19 protein-coding genes and 1 pseudogene are annotated in these 26,586 nt (G+C 71.3%); 7 read left to right on the top strand and 13 right to left on the bottom strand.

Annotated elements, in window-relative coordinates; genetic code table 11:
• Positions 1-330 precede the first annotated feature (330 nt).
• On the bottom strand, positions 331-1,338 hold the full coding sequence (locus tag ABZT93_RS38960) for a stage II sporulation protein M (RefSeq protein ID WP_356113611.1): 1,008 nt from the start codon (positions 1,336-1,338) through the stop codon (positions 331-333).
• Between the two features lie 128 nt (positions 1,339-1,466).
• Between ABZT93_RS38960 and ABZT93_RS38955 the strand changes: the two genes are divergently transcribed.
• Positions 1,467-2,462, top strand: coding sequence for an RDD family protein (locus tag ABZT93_RS38955; protein ID WP_356113609.1), 996 nt, complete (start codon positions 1,467-1,469; stop codon positions 2,460-2,462).
• Between the two features lie 61 nt (positions 2,463-2,523).
• Here ABZT93_RS38955 and ABZT93_RS38950 read toward each other — a convergent pair whose 3' ends face one another.
• Together ABZT93_RS38950 and ahcY are read right to left on the bottom strand one after the other, a co-directional pair.
• Positions 2,524-3,153, bottom strand: coding sequence for a hypothetical protein (locus ABZT93_RS38950; RefSeq protein ID WP_356113608.1), 630 nt, complete (start codon positions 3,151-3,153; stop codon positions 2,524-2,526).
• Positions 3,154-3,302: 149 nt separating this feature from the next.
• A complete protein-coding gene (ahcY, locus tag ABZT93_RS38945; protein WP_356113607.1) occupies positions 3,303-4,760 on the bottom strand; it encodes an adenosylhomocysteinase in 1,458 nt (485 codons plus the stop codon).
• 489 nt (positions 4,761-5,249) lie between these two features.
• Between ahcY and ABZT93_RS38940 the strand changes: the two genes are divergently transcribed.
• Positions 5,250-7,610 carry a fructose-specific PTS transporter subunit EIIC gene (locus ABZT93_RS38940; RefSeq protein ID WP_356113605.1) on the top strand — a complete coding sequence of 787 codons (2,361 nt, stop codon included), beginning with the start codon at positions 5,250-5,252 and terminating at the stop codon, positions 7,608-7,610.
• Positions 7,611-7,670: 60 nt separating this feature from the next.
• On the opposite strand, the gene ABZT93_RS38935 is transcribed toward ABZT93_RS38940, so the two are convergent.
• The 7 genes and pseudogenes from ABZT93_RS38935 to ABZT93_RS38905 all read right to left on the bottom strand — a co-directional run bounded on the left by ABZT93_RS38935 (position 7,671) and on the right by ABZT93_RS38905 (position 15,382).
• A complete protein-coding gene (locus ABZT93_RS38935) occupies positions 7,671-8,651 on the bottom strand; it encodes a cation diffusion facilitator family transporter (RefSeq protein ID WP_356113603.1) in 981 nt (326 codons plus the stop codon).
• A 157-nt stretch (positions 8,652-8,808) separates the two neighbouring features.
• On the bottom strand, positions 8,809-9,960 hold the full coding sequence (gene manA, locus ABZT93_RS38930) for a mannose-6-phosphate isomerase, class I (RefSeq protein ID WP_356113600.1): 1,152 nt from the start codon (positions 9,958-9,960) through the stop codon (positions 8,809-8,811).
• A 45-nt stretch (positions 9,961-10,005) separates the two neighbouring features.
• Positions 10,006-11,133 carry an SIS domain-containing protein gene (locus ABZT93_RS38925; protein WP_356113597.1) on the bottom strand — a complete coding sequence of 376 codons (1,128 nt, stop codon included), beginning with the start codon at positions 11,131-11,133 and terminating at the stop codon, positions 10,006-10,008.
• Positions 11,134-11,320: 187 nt separating this feature from the next.
• The gene (locus ABZT93_RS38920) at positions 11,321-11,491 is read right to left on the bottom strand and encodes a Trm112 family protein (protein WP_020940431.1); all 171 of its coding nucleotides are present in this window, start codon (positions 11,489-11,491) and stop codon (positions 11,321-11,323) included.
• Positions 11,492-11,793: 302 nt separating this feature from the next.
• The gene (locus ABZT93_RS38915) at positions 11,794-13,161 is read right to left on the bottom strand and encodes a phosphomannomutase/phosphoglucomutase (RefSeq protein WP_356113594.1); all 1,368 of its coding nucleotides are present in this window, start codon (positions 13,159-13,161) and stop codon (positions 11,794-11,796) included.
• Between the two features lie 114 nt (positions 13,162-13,275).
• A pseudogene (locus tag ABZT93_RS38910) lies at positions 13,276-14,887 on the bottom strand (L-lactate permease).
• 123 nt (positions 14,888-15,010) lie between these two features.
• Positions 15,011-15,382, bottom strand: a complete 372-nt coding sequence (locus tag ABZT93_RS38905; RefSeq protein ID WP_355747280.1) for a DUF3499 domain-containing protein — start codon at positions 15,380-15,382, stop codon at positions 15,011-15,013.
• Between the two features lie 356 nt (positions 15,383-15,738).
• Here ABZT93_RS38905 and ABZT93_RS38900 point away from each other — a divergent pair, with 356 nt between their 5' ends.
• Entirely contained in the window at positions 15,739-16,182 is a 444-nt protein-coding gene (locus ABZT93_RS38900; RefSeq protein WP_356113613.1) for a metallopeptidase family protein, read from the top strand.
• A gap of 22 nt (positions 16,183-16,204) precedes the next feature.
• Here ABZT93_RS38900 and ABZT93_RS38895 read toward each other — a convergent pair whose 3' ends face one another.
• From ABZT93_RS38895 to ABZT93_RS38885, 3 genes are all read right to left on the bottom strand, one after another.
• A complete protein-coding gene (locus ABZT93_RS38895) occupies positions 16,205-17,713 on the bottom strand; it encodes a DUF5719 family protein (RefSeq protein WP_356113593.1) in 1,509 nt (502 codons plus the stop codon).
• Positions 17,710-21,372 carry a glycosyltransferase gene (locus tag ABZT93_RS38890; RefSeq protein WP_356113591.1) on the bottom strand — a complete coding sequence of 1,221 codons (3,663 nt, stop codon included), beginning with the start codon at positions 21,370-21,372 and terminating at the stop codon, positions 17,710-17,712. The genes ABZT93_RS38895 and ABZT93_RS38890 overlap by 4 nt, the downstream gene beginning before the upstream one ends.
• Positions 21,373-21,556: 184 nt before the next feature.
• Positions 21,557-21,820, bottom strand: coding sequence for a WhiB family transcriptional regulator (locus ABZT93_RS38885; RefSeq protein WP_003990679.1), 264 nt, complete (start codon positions 21,818-21,820; stop codon positions 21,557-21,559).
• A 697-nt stretch (positions 21,821-22,517) separates the two neighbouring features.
• Between ABZT93_RS38885 and ABZT93_RS38880 the strand changes: the two genes are divergently transcribed.
• From ABZT93_RS38880 to ABZT93_RS38865, 4 genes are all read left to right on the top strand, one after another.
• The gene (locus ABZT93_RS38880; protein ID WP_356113589.1) at positions 22,518-23,027 is read left to right on the top strand and encodes a cupin domain-containing protein; all 510 of its coding nucleotides are present in this window, start codon (positions 22,518-22,520) and stop codon (positions 23,025-23,027) included.
• A gap of 34 nt (positions 23,028-23,061) precedes the next feature.
• Complete coding sequence (cofD, locus tag ABZT93_RS38875) at positions 23,062-24,021, top strand: 2-phospho-L-lactate transferase (protein ID WP_007382479.1); 960 nt, start codon at positions 23,062-23,064, stop codon at positions 24,019-24,021.
• Complete coding sequence (locus ABZT93_RS38870) at positions 24,018-25,328, top strand: coenzyme F420-0:L-glutamate ligase (RefSeq protein WP_356113585.1); 1,311 nt, start codon at positions 24,018-24,020, stop codon at positions 25,326-25,328. The genes cofD and ABZT93_RS38870 overlap by 4 nt, the downstream gene beginning before the upstream one ends.
• Before the next feature lie 97 nt (positions 25,329-25,425).
• Positions 25,426-26,433, top strand: coding sequence for a DNA-3-methyladenine glycosylase 2 family protein (locus tag ABZT93_RS38865; RefSeq protein ID WP_356113583.1), 1,008 nt, complete (start codon positions 25,426-25,428; stop codon positions 26,431-26,433).
• Positions 26,434-26,586 lie beyond the last annotated feature (153 nt).

The following is a 26,586-nucleotide window of genomic DNA, read 5'->3' as shown; positions in this document are numbered from 1 at the left end:
CCCTTCGGTCTTGCGTTTCCGACTCTATCAGACCGTTTCCGGTTCCGATTTCCTCGGTGCTTTCCAGGTTCCCGCTCTCGCGTTTCCCTTTCCGGTGCTCCCAACATTATCAGAACTTTCGGACCGGATTGACCGGCCATCTGTTTCCGATTCATCGGGAAGGGGCTTCTTCGAAATCGAGATTTCCAGAAGCAGACAGACACTCACTGCTACCGAGCGGGATGTACCCAGCTCCAGGCAACTGTTCGAATCTACCTCCCCACACGGTCCGTGTCAACGGCTCCTGCGGGGCGAAGGAGACAATAGCAGTTCAGCGCGGTCCCGTGCACATCAGGCGGCGGTCGGCACCGTAGCGCTGCGTTCGGCCGCCTCGACGTCGCCCGTGTCGCCCGCACGGGCCGCTCGTCCGCCCAGGACAAAGACGTAGGCGAGGAAGGTCAGTTCTGCGACGATCCCGATGGTTATGCGGGCCCAGGTGGGCAGCCCCGAGGGCGTCACGAAACCTTCTATGGCTCCGGAGACGAACAGGACCAGGGCGAGGCCTATGGCCATGCCGACGGCGGCTCGACCTTCCTCTGCCAGTGCGGTGCGGCGGGAACGGGGGCCCGGATCGATCAAGGTCCAGCCGAGGCGCAGGCCCGTGCCGGCGGCGACGAAGACGGCCGTGAGTTCAAGGAGGCCGTGCGGGAGTACGAGGCCGAGGAAGGTGTCCAGGCGTCCGGCCGAGGACATCAGGCCGACGCCGACACCGAGGTTGAGCATGTTCTGGAACAGGATCCAGAGGACCGGCAGGCCCAGAAAGATTCCCAGGACCAGGCAGGTGGCAGCGGCCTGTGCGTTGTTCGTCCAGACCTGGGCGGCGAAGGATGCCGCGGGATGGCTTGAGTAGTACGTCTCGTACTGGCCGCCGGGGCGGGTGAGCTCGCGCAGTTCGCTGGGGGCCGCGATGGAGGACTGCACCTCGGGATGGGTGCCGATCCACCAGCCCAGGAGGGCCGCGACGACGGTGGACAGCAGCGCGGTGGGCACCCACCAGTGGCGCGATCGGTAGACGGCGGCGGGGAAGCCGAATGCGAGGAAGCGTGTGACATCGCGCCAAGAAGCGCGGCGGGTTCCTGTGACGGCACTACGCGCGCGTGCCACGAGTTGGCTGAGCCTACCGGTGAGCTGTGGGTCAGGGGCGCTGGACTGGATCAGGGAGAGATGAGTGGCCGTGCGCTGATAGAGGGCGACAAGTTCGTCCGTCTCGGCGCCGTTGAGGCGGCGCTGGCGCCGGAGCAGGGCGTCGAGGCGGTCCCACTCGCCTCGGTGGGCGGTGACGAAGACGTCGAGGTCCATCGGTTTGCCTGCTCCTCGGCTGATCGTCGGCTGTCCGTCGGATGTCAGCTTGTCTTACTGCGGCGCGATGCGCCCTCAGCTTGGCAGACTGGCTGTTCACGAGGCAGGGCAGGGGAAGGGCGGCGGACGTGAGTGAGCTGGTGACGGGCGAGGCGGTGGCGCTTGAGTTGCGTCCCGCGAGGCTGCCCAGCAGGGGGTTGGCCGTGCTGATCGACCTGATCGTGGCCGTCGTCGTGTACATCGCCGTGACCGTCGCGGTGGTGGCCGCTTCCGCTTCTCTGGACGACGCGGCCGAGATGGCGCTGTCGATCGCCACGTTCCTGCTCGTCCTGGTGGGCGGACCGATCGCGGTGGAGACGCTCAGCCACGGGCGGTCGCTGGGCAAGCTCGCCGTGGGGCTTCGCGTGGTGCGGGACGACGGCGGGCCCATCCGGTTCCGGCATGCGCTGGTACGGGGTGCGATCGGTGTGGTCGAAATCCTGATGACGTTCGGGGTCGTGGCCTGTATCGCCTCGCTTGTCTCGGCGCGTGGCCGTCGGCTCGGTGACGTGTTCGCCGGGACGCTGGTCGTGCGGGAGCGGATCCCCGTGGCGCCCAGCGGCTTCGTGCCGCCGCCTCCGCCCTGGCTGGCCGGCCGTTTCTCCCAACTTGACCTGTCGGCGGTTCCCGACGGTCTGTGGCTTGCCGTACGTCAGTACCTGACGCGGATGCATCAACTCGATCCGCAGGTCGGCTGGGCAATGGCGGAGCGGCTGGCGTCCGATCTCGCGGCGCGTACGGGGGCGCCGGCACCGAAGGATGTGCCGCCGGGCGCGTACCTGGCGGCGGTGGTGCAGGAGCGGCAGGCCCGCGAGTCCCGGCGGGCTTTCGGCAGCGTTGCGGCCGGCGCCGGGGCGTCTCCTGCGGTGGTGACCGGTCCTGCGTTCGGGGTGCAGGGTGGCCACCCGTATCCGGGGGTGCGGCCCGCCGGTCCGTCCTCTCCTCAGGCGCCTGTCTCGTACGGCGTCGAGGCGGCTCGCGGTGTAGAACGCCCTGACGTGCCGGTCGAAAGGTTCTCCGCCGGGCCACCGCCCGTCGTGCCGCCGGAGGACAGGCCCGCATCCGGGTTCGTTCCGCCGGTGTGATCCGGCGGGTGGTCGCGGCCCCGCCTGTCGGGTGCCTGAGCGAGCAGCCGCCGAAGTCGGTTCAGTCGAGCGGTGTTTCAGGGAATCTCGACGGCGGCGATTCGAGGTCCTCCAGCTCGATGCCGGGGGCTGCGAGGACCACGTCCCCGGCGATGTGCACCGTGTGCTGCTCGCCCGTGTCCAGGGCTGTGACCTGGTATTCCTCCACGGTCAGGGGGCCGTTGTCAGTGGCGTGTGCTTCTCTTTTCAGCAAGGTCCAGGACTGGTCCACGGTGCGCGGGGCGAGGACGGGGTCCGTGAAGGCCACGAGGCGTACGCGAGTTGCTGATGAGGAGGGGGTGAGGCGCAGGAGACGGGTGGTGGCGATGAGGAACGCCGGGGATGTGCCGGTGAAGGCGTGGGCGGGGACATTGCCTTCCGTGGCGTGGGTCCCGGTGGGGTCCGTGCGGACCCAGGTGACGCCGTCGAGTGCTGCACCGCGCACCTGCCAGCTGCCGGCGTGCAGTTCTAGACGGATGGGGCGGCCGAGTTCGTCGAGGGTGAGGTCGACCGAGCCGCTGTGATCGCCCGCGGGGGCGGTCAGCTGAGAGACGTAGCGCCAGCCGGACGGGCCGGGGGCGCACTGGAAGTGTTCTTCCGCGAGGGGGGTGTGATCGTGCGGATCGTGGAGCGAATAACGGCCGCGGGGCATGGGTGTCCTGGGTTCTGACGGGCTGTCCGGCCTGACGGTCACAGGGGCGAGGGAGCAGAGCCGAAGAAGGGTCACAAGGCCAAAGGGGCAGGCCCCCGACACGGGGGTGCGGGGGCCTGCCTCGGAGGACTGCTGCTGTGCCGGACGGCTCAGTAGCGGTAGTGGTCCGACTTGTACGGGCCGCCGACCTCGACGCCGATGTACGACGCCTGCTCCGGGCGCAGCTCGGTGAGCTTCACACCCAGCGCGTCCAGGTGGAGGCGGGCGACCTTCTCGTCGAGGTGCTTGGGCAGCACGTAGACGTCGGTCGGGTACTCGTCGGGCTTGGTGAACAGCTCGATCTGGGCCAGCGTCTGGTCCGCGAACGAGTTGGACATCACGAACGACGGGTGGCCGGTGGCGTTGCCCAGGTTCAGCAGGCGGCCCTCGGACAGCACGATGAGGACCTTCCCGTCCGGGAACGTCCAGGTGTGGACCTGCGGCTTGACCTCGTCCTTGACGATGCCGGGGATCTGCGCGAGGCCGGCCATGTCGATCTCGTTGTCGAAGTGACCGATGTTGCCGACGATCGCCTGGTGCTTCATCTTGGCCATGTCCGAGGCCATGATGATGTCCTTGTTGCCGGTCGTGGTGACGAAGATGTCGGCCTTGTCGACGACCTCGTCCAGCGTCGTGACCTGGTAGCCGTCCATCGCGGCCTGCAGGGCGCAGATCGGGTCGATCTCGGTGACGATGACGCGGGCGCCCTGGCCGCGCAGGGACTCCGCGCAGCCCTTGCCGACATCGCCGTAGCCGCAGACGACCGCGGTCTTGCCGCCGATGAGGACGTCGGTGGCGCGGTTGATGCCGTCGATCAGGGAGTGGCGGCAGCCGTACTTGTTGTCGAACTTCGACTTGGTGACGGCGTCGTTCACGTTGATCGCCGGGAACAGGAGGGTGCCGTCACGGTGCATCTCGTACAGACGGTGGACGCCGGTCGTGGTCTCCTCGGTCACGCCGCGGATCTCCGAGGCGAGCTGGGTCCACTTCTGGGAGCCGTCGGTGATGGTGCGGTTCAGGAGTTCCAGGATGACCCGGTGCTCCTCGTTCTCGGCGGTGTCGACCGAGGGAACCTTGCCGGCCTTCTCGTACTCGACGCCCTTGTGGACGAGGAGGGTGGCGTCGCCGCCGTCGTCCAGGATCATGTTCGGGCCGCCGGTGGGGGTGTTCGGCCAGGTCAGCGCCTGCTCCGTGCACCACCAGTACTCCTCCAGCGTCTCGCCCTTCCAGGCGAAGACCGGGACGCCCTGAGGGTTGTCCACGGTGCCGTTCGGGCCGACGGCGATGGCGGCGGCCGCGTGGTCCTGGGTGGAGAAGATGTTGCAGGACGCCCAGCGGACCTCGGCGCCCAGGGCGACGAGGGTCTCGATGAGGACGGCCGTCTGCACGGTCATGTGCAGGGAGCCGGTGACGCGGGCGCCGGCGAGCGGCTGCGTCTCGGCGTACTCCTTGCGGATCGCCATCAGGCCGGGCATCTCGTGCTCGGCGAGAGTGATCTCCTTGCGGCCGAAGGCGGCCAGGGAGAGGTCGGCGACCTTGAAGTCCTGTCGGTTTTCGACAGTCGTCATTCGAGCTGCTCCTCGGGGTTGGGGCGAGGTGGGTACGGCTGGTCTGCGCGGCGGCGGACACAGGGGTGCCCGAAGAGGACACAGGCATGCCCGGTGCGCGCAGCGCAGTCCGTCGGAGGCCCTCTCTCCCTCGGTCGGTCCGCGGTGGGACCGCCCGACCGCCATCAGCAGCGACGTCTGGCTCCGTCCCAAGCTACACCGGTCGGACGGGGCTCCCCAGTCCGCCTTCGAATACATCAGGCCGATCAGGGGTGGCCGACCGGGATACCGGAGGGGTGCCGCCAGTTGTCCTGCGAGGGTGCCCGGGTGGCGGTGCCGACATGCCTACGAACCAGGACCAGGCGGCAACAGACCAGGTCATCAGCGGACTTTTGCTTCTTGGGCGGCCTGGGCAGGTGAGGGAGGATGCGAAGCGATCGGAACCTCTGATCGATCTTGCGGGGCGTCCGGGACGGCGTTTCCGCGTGACAAAGGCGTTAGGAGATCGACGTGACCAGTCCGGCCGGACCTCCCCCCACGGGCGGCGGCAGCGAGCAGCAGCGGGTGAGGCTGCTGGCGGTGACCGCGTGCCCCACCGGCATCGCGCACACATACATGGCCGCGGAGAAGCTCGCGCAGGCCGCCGCGAGCCGCGGCATCGACATGAAGGTGGAGACACAGGGATCGATCGGGGCTGAAAACGTCCTGGATGACAACGATGTCAGCACCGCGGACGGCATCATCGTCGCCGCGGACAAGGACGTGGATCTGAGCCGTTTCGTGGGCAAGCGGGTCCTGACCGTGGGGGTGGCGGAGGGGATTCGCCACCCTGAGCGGTTGATCGAGCGGGTGCGGTCGGCACCGGTGCACACCGAGGGTGCCACCGCGGTCGCATCCGCGTCGGGCGGCGGCAAGGAGCGGAGCGTCGGTTACAAGGCGCTGATGAACGGTGTCAGTTACATGATCCCGTTCGTGGTGGTCGGCGGTCTGCTGATCGCGATCTCCCTCTCACTCGGCGGGCACACCGACCCGTCGGGCGGTCTGGTCATCCCGAAGGACTCCTTCTGGATGGACATCAACAACATCGGCGTCATCGGCTTCACCCTGATGGTGCCGATCCTGTCCGGCTACATCGCCTACGCAATCGGAGACCGCCCCGCCCTCGTGCCCGGCATGATCGGTGGCTGGATCGCGAACACGGGTTCGCTGTACGACTCGAAGGCGGGCGCCGGGTTCATCGGGGCGATCGTGACCGGGTTCCTCGCCGGGTATCTGGTGCTGTGGATCAAGAAGGTCAAGGTCCCGAAGTTCGTGCAGCCGATCATGCCGATCATCGTGATCCCGATCGTGGCGACCACGGCGCTCGGGCTGTTCTTCATCTACGTCATCGGGAAGCCGATCTCCTGGGTGTTCGAGCACCTCACCGACTGGCTCAGCGGGATGACCGGTACCAGCGCGATCCTGCTGGGCGCGATCCTGGGACTCATGATCGCGTTCGACATGGGCGGGCCGGTCAACAAGACGGCGTTCCTGTTCGGCGCCGGGCTCATCGCGACCGGCAACCAGACGGTCATGGGCATGTGCGCGGCCGCGATCCCGGTCATGCCGCTGGGGCAGGGTCTCGCCACGCTGATACGGAAGCGGCTCTACACCGAGCAGGAGCGGGAGACCGGACTGGCCGCGCTGTTCATGGGCTGCTTCGGCATCTCCGAGGGCGCGATCCCGTTCGCGGCGGCGCGGCCCGCGCAGGTCATTCCGGCCAACATGCTCGGCGGGGCGGTGGCCGGTGCGTTCGCCGGTGTCGCCGGGGTCGAGGACGCGGTGCCGCACGGTGGACCGATCGTGGCGGTCCTGGGTGCCGTGAGCGGGGTACCGATGTTCTTCCTGGCCGTGCTGATCGGCACGGCGGTCACCGCGCTGACGACGGTCACGCTCGTCGACATCAGTGAGCGCGGGCGCAAGGGTGCGGCGGCGGTGGCCGGGCCGGGCGTCGCCGGGCCAGGTACGGCCGACCCGCTCGAGCCCGCACTCATCGGGGTGGGAGCCGGTGCGGCGGCAGGCGGGGCCGTCGGTGCCGTGGTGGCGCAGCGGGTCGTTGCCTCGTCGAGTGCGACGCCCGCCACGGAGGCAGCATCGACTGGGACGCGGAAAGCCGCGGGTCCCGACGCCGGTGCTGGTTCCGGTACCGACGCCAATGTGACCGGCAGGACCGGCGCAGGGGCCCGGCCCGGTGCCGGTGCTGGTTCCGGTGCCAGCGTTAGCGCTGGCACCGGCACTGGCGCGGATGCTGAAGCCGACACCGAAGCCCATGTGACCGCCAGGACCGACACCCGGACCAGGACTCGCACCGAGGCCGAATCCCACAGCGCCCCCGCGGCCGAAGCCGGCGTCGACCTCACGGCCGAACCCGACCGCGAAGTGCTCTCCGGCTATCTCACCGAGCAGACCGTGAAGGTCTCCCTCGATGCCCGGGACAAGGAGGCAGCCATCCGGGAGCTGGCGCAGCTGCTCGCCCGGACCGGGAAGGTGGCGGACGTGGACGAGCTGGTCGCCACCGCCCTGCGGCGGGAGGAGCAGGGGACCACCGGGCTCGGGGAGGAGATCGCGATCCCGCACGCCAAGACGGATGCGGTGACCGCGCCTGTCGTCGGGTTCGCACGGTCGGCCGAGGGCGTCGAGTGGGGCTCGCTGGACGGTACGAAGGCCAGGCTGGTCTTCATGATCTCCGTGCCGGAGGCGGCCGCCGGCGACGAACACCTGCGCATCCTGGCGCTGTTGTCGCGGAGGCTGGTGGACCCCGGGTTCCGGGAGCGGCTCATCGCGGCGCCGGACGAGCGGGCCGTGCTGGACGTGCTGAGCGAGATCAGGTGAGTGAAGGGCCCGCGCCCCCGAGCGGGGACGCGGGCCCGTGGAGCCGCTGTGGGGCGGTGATCAGTGCTCGGCGGGGTGCGGTGCCGGTCCTCCGGGGGTCGCCTCGCGGTCGGGGCCCTTGAGGGCCTCGGCCTCGCTGTAGATGTCCGGTTCGAGGTAGATGACGCGGGCGATGGGGACGGCCTCGCGGATGCGGGACTCAGCGGCATTGATCGCGGAGGCGACCTCGCCCGCCGTGTCGTCGTGCTGGACGGCGATCTTGGCGGCGACGAGCAGTTCCTCGGGGCCGAGGTGGAGCGTGCGCATGTGGATGATGCCGGTGACGGTGTCGCCGTCGACGATCGCGGCCTCGATCTTCTGGACGGCCTCGATGCCGGCCGCCTCGCCGAGCAGCAGGGACTTGGTCTCCACCGCCAGGACGAGGGCGATCAGGATGAGCAGAATGCCGATGCAGAGCGTGCCGATGCCGTCCCAGACGCCGTCGCCGGTGAGCAGGGCCAGGCCGACGCCGCCGAGGGCGAGGACCAGGCCGACGAGTGCGCCGAAGTCCTCCAGGAGGACGACCGGGAGCTCGGGTGCCTTGGCGCGGCGGATGAACTCCTTCCAGGAGAGGTTTCCGCGCAGCGGGTTGGACTCCTTGATGGCCGTCCGGAAGGAGAAGCCCTCGGCGATGATCGCGAAGGCGAGGACGCCCACCGGCCAGTACCAGTGCTCGATCTCGTGCGGGTGCTTGATCTTCTCGTAGCCCTCGTAGACGGCGAACATGCCGCCGACCGAGAAGAGCACGATGGAGACCAGGAAGGCGTAGATGTAGCGCTCGCGGCCGTAGCCGAAGGGGTGTTGCGGGGTGGCCTCGCGCTGGGACTTCTTGCCGCCGAGCAGCAGCAGGAACTGGTTTCCGGAGTCGGCGAGCGAGTGCACGCCTTCGGCGAGCATCGAGGACGAGCCGCTGAATGCGAACGCCACGAACTTCGATGCCGCGATCGCGAGGTTGGCGCCGAGTGCCGCCACGATCGCCCTGGTTCCGCCTGACGCGCTCATCTGGTCGCGTTGTCCCTTCGCCTCAAGTGCCTCTACGCCGTCCAGGCCTTTGCCCGTCCTTTGCCGGAGGGCCATTCTTGCAGCCTCCCCCGGCCCGGACGTCTCAGCCGTCCACAAGGCCGGTCATACGATCACATGCCCCGGTCGCATGGTCCGGTCACACGAGCACGGTCGCCCGGAAGACCGTGCCCCTGCCGGACACCTCGGCCTTCTCTCCCGCCGGCGCGAACACCGACTGGCCGGGGCTCAGATCGTGTTCCCCCACTCGCACGGAACCTGCCGTGCAGAGCAGGATCTGCGGAGTCGGGCGGGTCAGGTCATGGGTGGCGGCACCCTCAGGGAGGACATACCGGGACAAACGGAACTCGTCGATGGGAGTCTCGTAGACCTCCTCGCCGTCGGGGGACGCCTCGGGGCGGAGCACGCCGGGGTCGGCGGCCTCGAAGCGGACGATGCGCAGGAGTTCGGGGACGTCGACGTGCTTGGGGGTCAGTCCGCAGCGCAGGACGTTGTCCGAGTTGGCCATGATCTCGACGCCGAGGCCGCTCAGGTAGGCGTGCGGGATGCCGGCGCCGAGGAACAGGGCCTCACCGGGCTGGAGTCGGACGTGGTTGAGGAGCATCGCGGCGATGACGCCCGGGTCGCCCGGGTAGTGGTGGGCGATGTCGGCGTACGGGGCGTGCTCGCCGCCCAGGCGGGCGCAGGCGGCCGCGGCCTCGGTGACGGTGTGCGCCATCTCCGCGCGGTCGGCGGTCAGGACGGCCGTCAGGACCTCGCGCAGCGCCGCCTCCTCGGGGCGGGCGTGCAGGAGGTCGACGTACGGCTTGAGGGAGTCGACGCCGAGCGCGTCGAGCAGCTCGGCCGCGCGCGTGGGCTCACGGAAGCCGCACAGGCCGTCGAACTCGGTGAGCGCGCAGATCAGTTCGGGCTTGTGGTTGGCGTCCTTGTAGTTGCGGTGGCCCGCGTCCACGGGGATGCCGCGGCGCTCCTCGTCGTCGTAGCCCTCCTTCGCCTGGGCGAGGTCGGGGTGCACCTGGAGGGAGAGGGGGGCGCCCGCGGCGAGGATCTTGAGCAGGAAGGGCAGGCGGGGGCCGAACTTGGCGACCGCCTCGGCGCCGAGCTCCTTCGCCGGGTCCGCGTCGATGACCTCGACGAGCGTGCCCCGGTCGGTGCGTGAGGGGGCTCCCGGGTGGGCGCCCATCCACATCTCCGCCTGCGGTTCACCGGTCGGCCGGACGCCGAGGAGTTCGGGGATGGCGGTGGTGGAACCCCAGGCGTAGGGGCGGATGGTGTTGTCGAGGCGGTCCATCAGGCTCTTTCTGTCCGTACAGCTTTCAGGGCGTCCTGGGCAACGTCAGGCCCCCGAGGCGAGCGCCAGGTAAACGGCGGCGAAATCCGTGACGGCGATCAGTTCCGCGAGGGTCTCGATCTCGCCCCCCGACTCCGGTTCCAGCTCGCTGATCGGCGTGTCGTGGCTCAGGGCCAGCTCGCGGGCGGACGGGGCGGCGCTGAGACCGCCGATCGGACGGTCGCGAAGGAGCACCACGCGTGCGTGCAGCGCGGGAGGTTCCTCGACGCGGTCGCGGAAGAAGTCGTCGGGGTCGGCGCTGGCGGCCAGCGGTCCGGCGAGCAGGGTGCTGTGCGCGGCGAGGGCCTCGGGCAGTTCGGAGACCACGGACGGGCGGCCGGAGAGCTCGGCGAGGGCCGCGGCGAAGCGCCGGCCCGCGGGGCCCGCGGAGGTGCCCTCGGTCCAGATCACCGGGAGCGCGTCGGCGAGTTCGGCGGCGAGGGTCTTGGCCGGGTTGCTGTAGGTCGCGATGGCGGGGCCGCAGCGCTCGGCGATGTGGTCGAGGCGGCCGGCGATCTTCTCGAGGGTCTCGGGCGGGGCGGTGAGCAGGCCGGTGCGGTCGAGGATCGCGAGGAGCGGGGTGAGCAGGGCCCACAGGACGCCGGGGGCGGATGCGGTGAGGGGTGTGTCCTGTTCGTACGGGGCGGTCGCCATGGGCACGAACAGACCGTGGGCGCCCTCGACCGCCTCGGAGAGCGGGGTGTGGCCGGGGGCCACGGCGACGACCGTGCAGCCGCGGCGGTAGGCCTGGTCGGCGAGCAGGGACAGGCCCGGCTCGGTGCCGTCGGGGGTAGCGATCAGGAGCAGGTCGACCGAGCCGGCCCAGCCGGGGAGTTCCCAGCGCAGGGCGCCGGCTGCGGGGGCGACGCCGGTGGGGGCGAGGCGGGTGACGGGGCTTCCGGCGCCGGCGAGCGTGCCGAGGAGGTCGGCGACGTGGGTGGCGGCGGCGCCGGGACCCGCGATGAGTACCGCGCGTGGGCGGCCGTCGGGCTTGAGGTCGTTCACCCCGGCCTCGGCGGCGTGCCGGGCTGCTGTGCGGACCCGGGCGCCGGCCTCCGCGGCACCGCGGAGCAGGCCTCGGCGGTCGGCCTGCGAGAGGGCCTGGGGGGTGTCTAGCAGCGATTCGTCGAGCATGGGGCGGCAGCCTCCGATCGCCGGGTCCCCGGGGCGCCGGATGCTTCGGCGGATCTCCGGGACGCCGGATTGTCGCTTCGCCGGGTCGTCGGTCGCGCGGGCCCGGACTCCGGTGGTCGCTGTGGGTCGCTGTGTCGTTGTCGCTCACGGCGGCCGGGGCGTTGCCCCGCCCAGGGCGGCGGGGCGTTTACGCGGGGCGGCGGGCCTCGTCGACGAGGAGGACGGGGATGCCGTCGCGGACGGGGTACGCCAGACCGCAGTCCTGACCTGTGCAGATCAGCTCGGCGTCCTGCTCCTTGAGAGGGGCGTGGCAGGCCGGGCAGGCGAGGATCTCCAGGAGGCCGGCTTCGAGCGGCATGGGGGTTCCCTTCGGGGCGGTACGGCTGCTTGTACGGATGTGCCTGGTCAGGGTACCGCCGGGGAGAGTTGGGCGCGGGGGTTGGGGCGAGGTGGGGGTGGGGGGCTGTCGGGGTTGCACCGGCCGGCCCTCCATCCGGGCCCCCTCCGCGCGTGGCGCCCCCGCCGCCCCTACCGACCCCTCCCCAGGGGCTACCCCTTCGACCCCGCCCCAGGGAGCTCCGCCCCCTGGACCCCCGCTCCTCGAACGCCGGAGGGGCTGATTTCACCTCCGGAAGCGCTGAATCGTGCCGTGTAGCCGGATCAGGCCCTGATGATCGCCAATATCTCGTCCCGCACCTTCGCCATCGTCGCCTCGTCCCTCGCCTCCGCGTTCAGGCGCAGCAGGGGCTCGGTGTTGGAGGGGCGGACGTTGAACCACCAGTCGGGAGCCGTGATCGTGAGGCCGTCGAGTTCGTCGAGCCGTACGCCCTCCCGGCCTTCGTAGACCGCCCTGACGGCCGCCAGGCGGTCTGCCTGGTCGGCGACCGTGGAGTTGATCTCGCCCGAGCCGGCGTAACGGTCGTACTGGGCGACCAGGGACGACAGCGGGCCGTCCTGGCCGCCCAACGCGGCCAGGACGTGCAGGGCCGCCAGCATGCCCGTGTCGGCGTTCCAGAAGTCCTTGAAGTAGTAGTGCGCGGAGTGCTCGCCGCCGAAGATCGCGCCCGTCCTCGCCATCTCGGCCTTGATGAAGGAGTGGCCCACGCGTGTGCGTACCGGTGTGCCGCCGTTCTCCTCGACGACCTCCGGGACTGACCAGGAGGTGATCAGGTTGTGGATGACCGTGCCCTTGCCGCCGTGCCGGGCGAGTTCACGGGAGGCCACGAGGGCGGTGACGGCGGACGGGGAGACCGGGTCGCCCTGCTCGTCGACGACGAAGCAGCGGTCGGCGTCGCCGTCGAAGGCGATGCCGAGGTCGGCCCCCTCCTCACGGACGCGCTTCTGGAGGTCGACGATGTTGGCCGGGTCGAGGGGGTTGGCCTCGTGGTTCGGGAAGGTGCCGTCCAGCTCGAAGTACATCGGGACGGTGTCCAGGGGCAGTCCCGAGAAGACGGTCGGGACGGTGTGGCCGCCCATGCCGTTGCCCGCGTCGACCACGACCTTCAGGGGGCGGATGGAGGTCAGATCGACGAGGGAGATCAGGTGGGCCGCGTAGTCCTGCAGGGTGTCCCGCTGAGTGATCGCTCCCGTCGAGGCCGCCGGCTGCGGGCCGCCCGTCTCGCTCCACCGCTCGACCAGTTCGCGGATCTCGGCGAGGCCGGTGTCCTGACCGACCGGTGCCGCGCCCGCGCGGCACATCTTGATGCCGTTGTACTGGGCGGGGTTGTGGGAGGCCGTGAACATCGCGCCCGGCAGGTTCAGCGCGCCGGAGGCGTAGTACAGCTGGTCGGTCGAGCACAGGCCGATCTCGGTGACGTCCACGCCGAGGGCGGCAGCTCCGCGCGCGAAGGCCCGCGACAGGCCCGGGGACGTGGGCCGCATGTCGTGACCCGTCACGATGGCGCTCGCCCCCGTCACCTGGACGAAGGCGGCACCGAAGAGCTCGGCCAGCGTCTCGTCCCACTGGTCGGGAACGACTCCGCGCACGTCGTACGCCTTCACGAGCTGTGACAGATCAGCCACGGCCAACCCTTCTGAAAGTCCTGTCGGTCACCACAAACTACCCGTAGGGACTGACAGCGCGTAGTGCGGGAGCGGAGTGGACGCCCAGCCGTCATCTGAGGTCAGAGGGCATCGAGGGGGTCAGGGCAGCATCCCGTCCAGCACCGGCGAGCTCTGCCCGACCACGATCAGGCACATCACCAGCAGCAGTCCGAGGCTCCAGGGCAGCACCTTGCGCAGCAGGTCGCCCTCGCGGCCGGTGAGCCCGACGGCCGCGCAGGCGATGGTGAGGTTCTGCGGCGAGATCATCTTGCCGAGCACCCCGCCCGAGCTGTTGGCGGCGGCCAGGAGCTCCGGCGACAACCCGGACTCGCGTGCCGCGGTCACCTGCAACGCCCCGAACAGCGCGTTGGCCGAGGTGTCCGAGCCGGTGACCGCCACCCCGAACCAGCCCAGGACCGGCGACAGGAAGGCCAGTCCGGCGCCCGCGGCCGCGACGAAGTGACCGATGGTGGCGGCCTGTCCGGAGAGGTTCATGACGTACGCGAGCGCCAGCACGGAGGTCACGGTCAGGATCGCGAACCTCAGCTCATGGACGGTCGCCGCCCATTCGCGGACCGCCACGCGCGCGTGCACGCCGAGCACAAGGGCGGTGAGGATCCCGGCGAGCAGGACGAGGGTGCCGCCGGTGGAGACCACCGGCCAGGTGAAGACGTTGCCGCCGACCGGGTCCCCGTCGGGGTTCACGACGTCGAGGAAGGGCCAGTCAAATGTCTGGGTCGCCTTCGCCGGCCAGTCCTTGACGGCCGGGATCTGCGCGACCGAGAAGATCACGACGATCAGCGCGTAAGGCGCGTAGGCGCGCAGGACTTCACCGCGCGGGTCGGCCTCGTCGAGGTCCTCGCTGCGCGCGCCGGTCAGCACGGACGCGCGTACGGACTCGTCGGCCGGTACACGTGCGCGTGGTACGGCAGCCAGGGCTCCCGCGCCGGCCAAGGCGGCTCCGATGTCGGCCAGTTGGGCGGAGAGGTAGTTGGAGGCCGCGAACTGGGCTACGGCGAAGGCGGCTCCGCAGACCAGCGCCGGTACCCAGGTCTCGCGCAGGCCCCTTCTGCCGTCGACCAGGAAGACCAGCACCAAGGGCACCACGAGGGCCAGCAAAGGCGTCTGACGGCCCACCACGGACGCCACGTCGTCCAACGGCAGCCCGGTCACCTGAGCGAGTGTCACGACGGGTGTGCCCATGGCGCCGAAGGCGACCGGCGCGGTGTTGGCGACCAGCGCGACGACCGCCGCGCGCACCGGGTCGAAGCCGAGGGCGACGAGCATGACCGAGCAGATCGCGACCGGGGCACCGAACCCGGCGAGTGCCTCCAGGAGTGCGCCGAAGCAGAAGGCGACGACGAGGGCCTGGATGCGGGGGTCGTCGGAGAGCCGGCCGAAGGAGCGGCGCAGGATGTCGAAGTGCCGGGTGCGGACGGTCATCCGGTATACCCACAGGGCGTTGACGACGATCCACAGGGAAGAGGCCGAAGACGGCTCCCTGGGCGGCGCTGGAGAGGGTCTGGCCGAGCGGCATGCCGTAGGCGAGCCAGGCGACCAGAGCGGCCGCCAGGAGGCCGGTGAGGCCCGCCAGGTGGGCCTTCATGCGGACGCCGCCGAGCAGGACGAGGACGATCACCAGGGGCAGGGCCGCGACGAGGGCGGACAGCCCGAGCGAGTCGGCGACGGGTTCGAGTTCCTGGACGTACACGGGCGCCCCCGGTTCCGTCAGGCGGAAAGCGATGTCTCACTTCGACGTACGGAATGGTCATGCCCACGCCAAGGACCCGTCAATGGGCGTGCGTCAGACAGCGAAACGCGCACAAAGGAAGGGTCAGTTGTCGGGAGAGCGCAGTACCCGGAGGTGGCCTCGGCGCGCGACCTCCATCGGGTCGGCCCGCCGGGCCCCGCCGGCCTCGGCGGCGCGCTCCTGCGGACGGGCCGCCTCGCGCACGGCGTTGGCAAGCGCTTCCAGATCGTCCCCGCTGGGCCGCGCCGGAGCCGAGGCGTCGAGGAGCCGGACGACCTCCCAGCCGCGCGGGGCGGTGAGGCGCTCGGAGTGCTCGGCGCACAGGTCGTAGCAGTGGGGTTCGGCGTAGGTGGCGAGCGGGCCGAGGACCGCGGTCGAGTCGGCGTAGACGTACGTCAGCGTCGCGACGGCGGGACGGCCGCAAGCGGTGCGCGAACAGCGACGTACAGGGCTCACGATGTTGGACGGTACCGCACTCTTGAGCGGGCCGCGACGACTCTGCCCCAGGTCACCCCACCGTGTCGTGCTGTGAAACGCCCCACACACCACTCCGGTCACACCGCCATGACCTGCACGGACACCCGTTTTCGAGGGGCCGAACAGAGCTGAACCCGGTCATCACTCGGTACAAACCAGGGCAGTTGTCTCGATATCGCCGGTCTCGGAGAGATACGGAATCGAGCCCGAGCTTGGCTGGAATGGTCAACTGCCGACATGCCGTACGAGGCGGCCGTACGTGGTTTCGGACCGCGTCCGGTGTACCGCGTGGGGGTCGGGCGCGCGAGTGCGGCGAGGATTACCCTTCACCAGTGATGGACAACCCCGTACCGCCCCGCGCCACCGGCCCCGGGCCCCGCCGCCGTGATCGCCACGGACGAGGCATGCGCGGCCCGATCGCCCCGCCGCAGGTGCCGCTCGCCGCGAGCCGGGCCGAGGCGTTCGCGGACCTGGTGCAGGACTCCGTGGAGCGCCTGGAGCGGCGCTGGCCGCAGCTCGCCGACATCGATTTCCTGGTCCTGGAGGTGCCCCGGCTGGACGGACAGTCCTGGAACGACGAGGCGGTGCCGCTCGGCGGGACGATTCCCGCGCGTGAGGGACGCCCCGCGCGCGTGGTCGTCTACCGGCGTCCGGTGGAGATCCGCACCAAGGGACGCGACGAGCGGGCGGCACTGGTGCACGAGGTCGTCGTGGAGCAGGTGGCCGAGTTGCTGGGGCTCACTCCCGAGACCGTCGACCCGCGGTACGGCGAGGACTGAGCCGCCCGCGGATCGTCCCGGGCTACTTCTGGAGCACCGACAGGTCCTGGTCCGCCTCCGGCACGGCCACCATGCCCCGGTCGTACGGGAGGGTCTGGACGGTGAAGCCGGGGACGCCGTCCTCCGTCGCCGCCAGGGTGCGGGCGCCGTAGACGGGGCCTCCTGAGACGTGCTCCACCGTGAGGGCGTACGTGCCCTTGAGGCCGGTCGGGGTCGGGGCCTCCACGTTCTGCGTGGTACCCGCCTTGAGGGTGAACGTCTTCGAGGCGGGCTCGCCGCCCTCGCTGCCCGCCGAGGCGGTGACCTTGACGGTGGCCCCGCGCGTGGGGGCGGTCAGGGAGAGCGTGGTGCCCTTGGCGCTGTTGTCGGCGACCGTCGCGCGCGTGCCGAGCGGGCGCGTGGCCGGGATGAAGGCCGTCTCCTGGTCGTCGCCCTTGCCGCGGACGACCCGCAGCGCGGCAACCACCGGCACGGAGGTGCCGGTGGGGGTCAGGACCAGCGAACCGGCCTCCCCGCGCGTGACGTCACCGAGGTCGGCGGAGGCCGTCATGCCCGCCTTCACGTGCAGCGTCTCGTTCCCGGCGGGGGTGATCAGGCCGGACGGGGACGCGAGCTGCACCTTCAGGTCGGCGTCGGAGTCACCGGGCGAGAAGGCGACCAGGCGCACGGCGGTGGCGTCCTTCGGGATGCCGGGCAGCACCAGGCTGCCGGACGGGTCCGTGGACGCCGCAAGCCAGTCGCCGCCGAGCTTGTCGTCCAGCGCCTGCACGGCCGCGCCCACGCGCCCGCTGCGGACGTTCACATGGACGGTGAGGTTCTCCTGCTTCTCCTCGGTGAGCGTGGACAGCAGGATCGGGTCGCTGGAGTGCGGCGCGACGGTGATGCCCTCCCCCAGCGTGGAGTCCAGGGCGCCGTCCTTGCCGTAGAGCTCGATGTCGACGACGGCGGCGGAGTCGTCGGGGTTGGTCAGGTGGACGTAGTCGGTGCGGTCGGCGGCCGTGCTCGCGCCCGGGAACCAGAACTCGGTGTCCGGGGCGGAGCAGTTGACGCCCTGCAGCCCGCGTCCGGAGCCCGCGGCGACCTGCGTGGTCTCCTGCACGGTCCAGCCGGGCGCGAACTTCCCCTCGGCGGTGCCGACGAGAGCCGGTGCGTCGCCGCCGGAGGTGTCACCGGTGGCGGGCTTGCCGGGCTCCCCGGGTTCCAGGACCGGCTTGCCGGCCTTCTTGCCCTTGCCCTTGCCCGTGCTCTTGCTCTTGCTCTTGCTCTTGCCGTCCGACTCCTCGCCGGCCGCCTGGAGTTCGGCCTTGCCGCCGCTGCCCGCGTCCTTGGTGACGGGCGTGAAGGACGTGTACGACGTCTCCGCTATGTCGGAGGTGCTCGGCGAGGGGCACAGCAGGCTGGTGCGCTCCACGGGCAACTCGGCGGCCGTCCCGGCGGTTCCTGCGGCCTGCGGTGAGCTGAGCGTGGCGAACCCGGTGACGGCGGCGAGCGCGGCGGTGCCGGCGATGAGGGACACGGTGGTGCGGTTCACTGCTGACTCCCGTCGGGGCGCTCACTGCCGGTGGCGCCCGGGTGCTGCTGCGCCGGGTCGTACCCGGGGTCGTAGCCCTGGTCGTACTGCTGCTCGTACTGGCCGCCGTACGTCTGGTCGTACGAGGTCTGCTGGTTCTGGCCGCCGTAGGCGTACGGGTCGTACTGGCCGCCCTGGTAGGGATCCGCCTGATACGGCTGCTGGTCGTAGCCGCCCGCCTGGTACTGCTCGGCGGTGCCCTGGTACTGGTCGCCGGCGTAGGTGCCGTACTCCGCGTTCGGGTGGCTCGGGGCGTCCCAGTCGCCGTAGGGCTGCTGCTGCGGGACCGCGACCGGGGCCTCCTGCGGAGGAGCGGGGAACTCCACGGGCACGGCGGTCTCCTCGGCCTCGGCCTGGGCGCGCAGTCGGCGCGCGCGGCGGCCCTCGCCCGCAACGGGCTGGGCGGGCACGGCCGGCTCCTCGGGGAGGTCGTCGTCGACGTCACGGCGGCGGCCGGGCAGGGCCATCACCACGAGGACGACGGCGAGGGAGCCCTGGATCCACAGCCAGAGGGTGTGGGTGAAGGGGTCGTCGAAGGTGACGTCCAGTGTGCCGCCGGAGGCGGGGAGTTCGAAGCCCTGGGCCCAGCCGTCGACGGTGGTGGGGGTGAGCGGCCTGCCGTCCAGGGTGGCGGTCCAGCCCTCGTCGGCGCTGTCGGCGAGGCGCAGGATCCGGCCGTCGGCGCCGGACGGGATCGTGGTGTGAAGGTCGACGGGACCCGCGGCCACCGGCTGCGCGGGGCCCGCACCGGACTTGGCGACGATCGTCGCGCGCGCGACCTCCTGGTCGACCCGCCACAGTCCGCTGCCGTCCTGCTGGCTGAGCCGGGTCAGTCCGGGGGTGGCGTCCAGCACGCGCGTGACCTCGCGTGGCGCGCCCTTGTGGACGAGGACGTAGCGCACGGCGAAGCCGCCGAGCTGGTTCGCCTGGTCGGCGCCGGAGCCGGCGACGAGGTTGGCGACGACCTTGTCCAGCTTGTCGTTCTCACCGTCGGCGGCGGCGAGTTCGGCGTCGCCGAGGCGGGCGCCGGAGCCGCGTACCAGCATGTAGCCGACGTGGGCGGAGGAGTCGCTGTCGAGGACGAGGGTGCGGGCCTGGTCGCGGGTGCCGCTCTCCTCGGCGACGAACGCGGGCACCTGTACGGGATCGCGGCGCTCCAGCGGTCCGTCGGCGCCGCCGATCATCCAGCCGGCGGCGACGAGCAGCGGGCCCGCGGCGGAGGCGAAGGCGATCAGTGCGGCGACCGGCTGGCGCCAGCCGAAGCTCTGCTCGGCCACGCGTGCGCGTGCCCCGTCGGCGCCGAGCACGGCGGCGGCGAGCAGGGCGAGGCCGTAGACGAGGGTGGCGGGGCCCGCCCAGGTCGATTCGTTGGAAAGGACCGCGAAGACGAGGCCGACCAGGGCCACCGCCCAGGCCGTCCAGACGCCGAAGTGCCGCTCGGTGCGCAGCAGGGCGGCCAGCGCGGCCAGCACCACCCCGATGAGCATCAGCCCGTCGACGGTGCCGGGTCCGCCGGGGCTCGCGCCGAGCAGGTCGAGGGCGGAGGCGCTCGAGGAGCCGTACTCCAGGCCCGCCTGCTCGAAGAAGCCGAACGGGAGCAGCGTCAGCGACCAGGGCGCGAGGACCAGCAGGGGGGTGCCGAACTGGGCCAGGAAGCGCAGGCCGTAGGCGGTGATGTCGGTGCGGCGCACCGCCAGCAGGCCGATGCCGAGGATCAGTGTGATCGGCCAGATGATCGGCGTGAACGCGGTGGTGATCGTGAGCAGAAGGGCGAACGCCCAGGTGGCGCGCCAACTGCCACGCGCACCCGTGCTGTTCGTCAGCCCGCCGGCGGCGACGCCCGCGCGCGCGAGGAGGGGCAGCAGTACGGCGAGGACGGCGGTGCCGACGCGGCCTCCGGCGAGGGCGCCGGTGGCGGCGGGCAGGAAGGCGTAGACGACGGCCGCCCACGCGCGCAGGAGGCGGGACTCGACGAGCGGGCGGGAGGCGAAGTAGGCCGTGAAGCCGGCCAGCGGCACCGAGCAGACCAGCAGGACCGTCAGGGTGAGACCGGTCGAGCCGAACAGCACGGAGGACAGCGCGGCGATGATCGCGAGGTAGGGCGGCGCGGACGGGGTGCCGCCCGCGCCCACCGCGTGCCAGGCGTCCGCGTAGCGCGACCACAGCTCGCTCGCGTCGGCCGGGGCGGGCAACAGGGCGCCGCCCGCCAGCGCGCCGCCGCCCAGGAGGTCGCGGCAGGCGACCAGGGCGACCAGCAGCAGCGCCAGGAAGAGCACCGGACCCGGCTTGCGGGCGATGCGCTTGAGGCGGGCGAACTGCTCGATCTCCAGGAACTCCGCGTCGTCGCCGCCGGGCCCGGACTCGATGCCGCCGCCATGGCGTCCCGCTGTGGAGGCCTCTGCGTCGGAGCTGCCGAAGAGGTTGCCCGCGACCTGTTCCACGGTGGCCCGCACGGTCGCGCCGGGCGGCGGGAACAGCTGTCTGAGCTCGGCCTTGTCGATGACGGGCGTGCCGCGCCTGCTCCGCCCGGCGATGATCCGCTCGGGCCGCAGCAGGGTGCCGAGGAGACCGCGGATCTCGTCGAGGGCCTGTCCGGGGACCTTGCCGACGAGGTAGGCGACGGTCCGCAGCAGGGTGCCGAGGACCAGGCGCACGAGTACCCAGGGCAGCGCGGCCGTACGGGCGTTGACGAGCAGGGTGTAGGCGGCGCCGGCCTTGTCGACCTTGTGGGGGGAGGCGGTGGTGCGGCCCGCGCAGTCGACGGTGCGGCGCTCGCGGGAGGCCGCCTCGGCATGGCGTACGACGGCTTCGGGGGCGATGAGGACGCGGTGGCCGGCGGCCTGGGCGCGCCAGCACAGGTCGACGTCGTCGCGCATGAGGGGCAGGCGCCGGTCGAAGCCGCCGAGCTGCTCGAAGAGGTCGCGGCGGATCAGCATGCCGGCGGTGGACACCGACAGCACGGACCGGACGTGGTCGTGCTGGCCCTGGTCCTGTTCGCGGCGGTCGAGGCCCGTCCAGCGACGGCCGGAGTTGGCGATGGAGACGCCGACCTCCAGGAGCTGCCGCTTGTCGTACCAGCCCAGGAGCTTGGGGCCCACGACGGCTACGTCGTCGCGGCCCAGCTCCAGTTCGTTCTCCACGACGCGCAGCAGCTGGGCCAGGGCGTCGGGTTCGGGGGCGCAGTCGTCGTGCAGCAGCCACAGCCACTGGACCGGCTCGCCGTGCGGCAGCTCCGGCAGGTCGTAGGCGTCGTCGCGCCATGTGCGCGTGACCGGGTCCCAGCCGCTGGGCCGCTTCAGGTACGGCAGCTCGTCCGGGGTCAGGACGGGGGCGGTGCGGGCGGCCTCCTCGACGGCCTGGCCGAAGCCGGTGCGTCGGGCGAGGTGCAGCACGCGGTCGGCGCCGAGTGCGTCGGTGACCAGCTGGGCGGAGTCGTCCGCGCTGCCGGTGTCGGCGCCCATGGCGAACTGCACGGGGCGCTCCTGGCCGAGCAGCCCGGCGAGCGCGTCGGGCAGCCAGCGGGCGCCGTCGTGGGAGACGAGCACCGCGGTCACCACATGACGCGGGAACTCAGGAGTGGCAGCGTGGTCTTGCGCTGCCGTGTGGCTGTGCACGGACATCGAGGTACGGGCCCCGGTTCGGTGGACTGCGGTGGACGCCTGTGCCCTCAAGGGGACGGTGAGGCGTCTCGGACGAGCGCCCACACTATCGGCTGGGCAGCACGGCGGCCCGCCGCCTGTGGATAACCCAGGTGCGACGGGCCGTTCGGTTGCGTACGAAAAGTGCCGTGAGGCGCGCCTCGGGTCAGACGGCGGCCTTCTTCAGCCTGCGGCGTTCGCGTTCGGACAGGCCGCCCCAGATACCGAAGCGCTCGTCGTTGGCGAGGGCGTATTCGAGGCACTCGGAGCGGACCTCGCAGGAGAGGCAGACCTTCTTGGCCTCGCGGGTGGAGCCACCCTTCTCGGGAAAGAAGGACTCGGGGTCGGTCTGGGCGCACAGCGCGCGCTCCTGCCAGCCGAGTTCCTCGTCCGCGTCGTCGACCAGCAGTTGCTGCACCAGCTCGGTCATGTGCGCCCCTCGTCTGTCTTCGCGTCCCCGTGTGACGGCCGTTACCGATTTCGGCTGAACGACACGAGTGAAATTACAAGTGTGCTGCTCCGGGCGAGTCAAGCCGAGATCTGCTATTGGGCCCCTTATTCACTCTGCGGAACCAAGGCCTTGCTGAAAGTGTTCAAATCGGCATAAACCTTGACAAGCAGACGAGACCCGAGAGGGCTGCCGAGCCGCGCCAGTCCTTTCGGCCTGTACGAGGAAGGACGCCCATCCGTTCGAACTCGTTCCGTACGAGCGCGTGAAGTCGCGGTGAAACTCACGGCCCGTGCGCCCGGTTGTGCGCCATGTGTCCCGGTCGACGCCTGCACAAACCTTTCACCATGCAGATGGACCGGATGAGGTGAAACATGTCCCACTTCCAGGGTGCCGAGTTGACAGTGAGGGTGTGAGCCGCTGTCCTTGTGGGCATGCTCGCGAACTTGGCACTCACCTCGACCCGCACGGCCGGGTCCCACGGTGCTGCCCGCGCTCGCTGTAGCTGTTGTTGCTGTTCCAGCTGTTGAGCCCAACGCGCTCCGGCTGCTCCTGAGTCCACCGTGACTCGGCTGCCAGTGCCCCGCCCGCACCCGGGTATTCCTGTCTTCCCGTGATCCGGGCGGACGGTACGCGACACCCAGCCAGCCCCCACACTTCGCCGAGGACCCCGCGCCCCATGAACAGCGACAACGACCTCCAGATCGCCGGCGACCTCCTCGAGGTCCCGCACCTCCTCCAGGCCCCCCGCGAGCACCCGGCCACCGTCGCCGACTTCGTCGGACTGGCCCGCTCCATCGCCGCCGACCGCTCGCAGTGGGCGGACCTCGTCCAGTACGACGCGACGAGCCGCTGGTACCACCGGCTGCGCACCGGACCGGGCTACGAGGTGTGGCTGCTGTCCTGGGTCCCCGGCCAGGGAAGCGGACTGCACGACCACGGCCGCTCCTCCGGAATCCTCACCGTCCTGGAGGGCGTGCTGACCGAGCGCACCGAGCGGGGGACGCGCGCGCTGGGAGCGGGGTCGCAGCGGGTGTTCGCGCCGGGGTACGTGCACGAGGTCGTCAACGACGCTCTGGAACCGGCGGTGAGCCTGCACGTGTACTACCCGGGTCTGACCGAGATGCCCATGTACACCGCCTGCACCGCTCCCGAGTCCTACGGCGAGGTGGACGTCGTGACCGCGTGACGCGATGTCGTACCCGCCTGCAAGACTGGCTCCCATGCGAATCGTGGTTCTGGCAGGCGGCATCGGCGGTGCCCGTTTTCTGCGTGGTCTGAAGCAGGCCGCGCCGGACGCGGACGTCACGGTCATCGGCAACACCGGGGACGACATCCATCTCTTCGGGCTGAAGGTCTGCCCGGACCTCGACACGGTGATGTACACGCTCGGCGGCGGCATCAACGAGGAACAGGGCTGGGGGCGGGCCGACGAGACCTTCCACCTCAAGGAGGAACTCGCGGCGTACGGCGTCGGCCCCGAGTGGTTCGGGCTCGGGGACCGGGACTTCGCCACGCACATCGTGCGGACGCAGATGATCGGTGCCGGGTATCCGCTGAGCGCGGTGACCGAGGCGCTGTGCGACCGGTGGAAGCCGGGGGTGCGGCTGATCCCGATGACGGACGACCGGGTCGAGACGCATGTCGCCGTCGAGATCGACGGTGAGCGCAAGGCCGTGCACTTCCAGGAGTACTGGGTGCGGCTGCGGGCCTCCGTGCCGGCCCACGCGGTCGTGCCGGTGGGCGCGGAGCAGGCCAAGCCGGCGCCGGGGGTCCTGGAGGCGATCGCGGAGGCGGACGTCGTGCTGTTCCCGCCGTCCAACCCCGTCGTGTCCGTCGGCACCATCCTCGCCGTGCCCGGGATCCGCGAGGCGATCGCCGAGGCCGGCGTGCCGGTGGTGGGTCTGTCCCCCATCGTCGGGGACGCGCCCGTGCGCGGCATGGCGGACAAGGTCCTCGCGGCGGTCGGCGTGGAGTCCACGGCCGCGGCGGTCGCCGAGCACTACGGCTCGGGCCTGCTGGACGGCTGGCTCGTCGACACCGTCGACGCGGGCGCGGTCGACCGGATCGAGTCGGCCGGCATCCGCTGCCGGGCCGTACCGCTGATGATGACCGACCTCGACGCGACCGCGCGGATGGCCCGTCAGGCGCTGGAGCTGGCGGAGGAGGTGCGCGGAGCTTGAGCGAGACAGCTGCCGACGGCTACCGGGTCTGGGCCGTCCCCGGTCTTCCCGAGGTGCAGCGAGGGGACGACCTGGCCAAGATGATCGCCGCCGCCGAGCCCGGCCTGGCCGACGGGGACGTCCTGCTCGTCACCTCGAAGATCGTGTCCAAGGCGGAGGGGCGGGTCGTGGAGGCGGGTGACCGGGAGGCCGCGATCGACGCCGAGACCGTACGGGTCGTGGCGCGGCGCGGGCCGCTCAGGATCGTGGAGAACCGGCAGGGGCTCGTGATGGCCGCCGCCGGGGTCGACGCGTCCAACACCCCTTCCGGGACCGTGCTGTTGCTGCCCGAGGACCCGGACGCGTCCGCGCGCGCGATCCGGGACGGACTGCGGGGCGCCCTCGGGGTCGACGTCGGGGTCCTCGTCACCGACACCTTCGGGCGGCCCTGGCGCGCCGGGCTCACCGATGTCGCGATCGGCGCCGCCGGCGTGCGGGTGCTGGACGATCTGCGGGGCGGGACGGACGCGTACGGCAATCCGCTGAGCGCGACCGTGGTGGCGACGGCCGACGAGCTGGCCGCCGCCGGTGATCTCGTCAAGGGCAAGGCCGCCGGGCTGCCCGTCGCCGTCGTGCGCGGGCTGGCGCATGTCGTGGCCGGGGAGTCGGGCGAGGGCGCGCGGGCCATGGTGCGTGACGCGCGTGACGACATGTTCCGGCTGGGGACCTCGGAGGCGGTCCGGGAGGCGGTCACCCAGCGGCGTACCGTGCGGGCCTTCACGGACGAGCCCGTCGACCCCGGAGCCGTACGACGGGCCGTCGCCGCGGCGGTCACCGCACCGGCGCCGCACCACACCACGCCGTGGCGGTTCGTGCTGCTGGAGTCCGAGAGCGCCCGGACCGGCCTCCTGGACGCCATGCGGGACGCCTGGATCGCCGACCTGCGGCGGGACGGAAAGTCCGAGGAGTCCATAGCCAAGCGCGTGCGGCGGGGCGATGTCCTGCGCAAGGCGCCGTATCTCGTCGTGCCCTGTCTGGTGATGGACGGCTCGCACACCTACGGCGATCTGCGTCGGGACGCGGCCGAGCGGGAGATGTTCGTCGTCGCCACGGGGGCCGGGGTGCAGAACTTCCTCGTCGCGCTGGCCGGGGAGCGGCTGGGGTCGGCGTGGGTGTCGTCCACCATGTTCTGCCGCGAGGTGGTGCGGGAGGTGCTGGGGCTGCCGGAGGACTGGGATCCGATGGGGGCCGTGGCGGTGGGACATCCGGCGGAGGAGCCCCGGCCCCGGCCGGAGCGGGACGCGGGGAGCTTCATCGAGGTGCGGTGATCGGCGCCTCATGTGTCGAGGTGCGGTGGTGTGCCTCGGCTTGCGCCTAGTCTCGTAGGGCTTCTTCCCCTTCCTCTCGTAGCTCAGGACTTCATTCGTGGCAGGACGTTTCACTCCGCGCCCCACGCGTACGACCGTGCGCGGCGGGGAAGTCGTGGTCCCCGCCGCGCGGCGGCCGACGGGGCGGGTGGAGGCCTCGCTGGTGCGGAAGTGGACGCCGGGGTGGCCCGTCGATCTCGGGCTGGTGCTCGGCGCGCTGCGGCGGGGCCCCGCGGATCCCACCTTCCGGGCGCTTCCGGACGGGTCCGTGTGGCGGGCCACTCTCACGCCGGTCGGGCCCGGGACCCTGCGGGTGTGCGTGTACGGCGGTGAGGTGCGCGGTGAGGCGTGGGGGCCGGGGGGCGAGTGGCTGCTCTCGCGGTTGCCGGAGCTGCTCGGCGCCGCGGACGACCCTTCCGCCTTTGTGCCCCGGCACCGGGTCGTGGCGCATTCCTGGCATCGGCGGCCGGGGCTGCGGCTGACGCGGACCGGGCTGGTGCTGGAGTCGTTGATTCCTTCCGTGCTGGAGCAGAAGGTCACGACCGACGAGGCGTACCGGGCGTGGCGGTTGCTGGTGCGCAAGTTCGGGGAGCCGGCGCCGGGGCCCGCGGCGGGTGGGCGGCTGTGGGTGATGCCGGCGCCGCGGACGTGGGCGTTGATCCCGTCGTGGGAGTGGCACCGGGCCGGGGTGGACAACAAGCGGGCCTCGACGATTCTGCGCTGTGTGCGGGTGGCCGCGCGGTTGGAGGAGGCGGTGGGGATGTCTCCTTCCGCCGCGCAGGCGCGGTTGGAGGTGGTGCCGGGGGTGGGGCCCTGGACCTCCGCGGAGGTGGTGCAGCGCAGTCATGGGGCGGCGGATGCGGTGACCGTGGGGGATCTGCATCTGCCGGGGATCGTGGGGTTCGCGCTCGCGGGGGATCGGGACGCGGATGACGCGGCGATGTTGTCGCTGCTGGAGCCGTATGCGGGGCAGCGGCATCGGGCGGCTCGGTTGATCCTGCTGAGTCGGCGTACGCCTCCCCGGCGGGCGCCGAAGATGACCCGGGGGGACATCGGGCGATTGTGACGGGTAGGGGTGCCGGGGGATTTTTTTCGCCCCCGCCGCCCCTACCCGTCCCATCCCCAGGGGCTGCCGCCCCTTCGGCCCCGCTCCCGGGGGCTCCGCCCCCCGCCCCAAACAGGACCCCCCCCACCCAGCAACGACCCGAAATGAACCACG

The organism is Streptomyces sp. NPDC005303 (assembly GCF_040607335.1).
Classification (GTDB): Bacteria; Actinomycetota; Actinomycetes; order Streptomycetales; family Streptomycetaceae; genus Streptomyces.
This window is presented reverse-complemented; position numbering and strand designations above follow the sequence as displayed.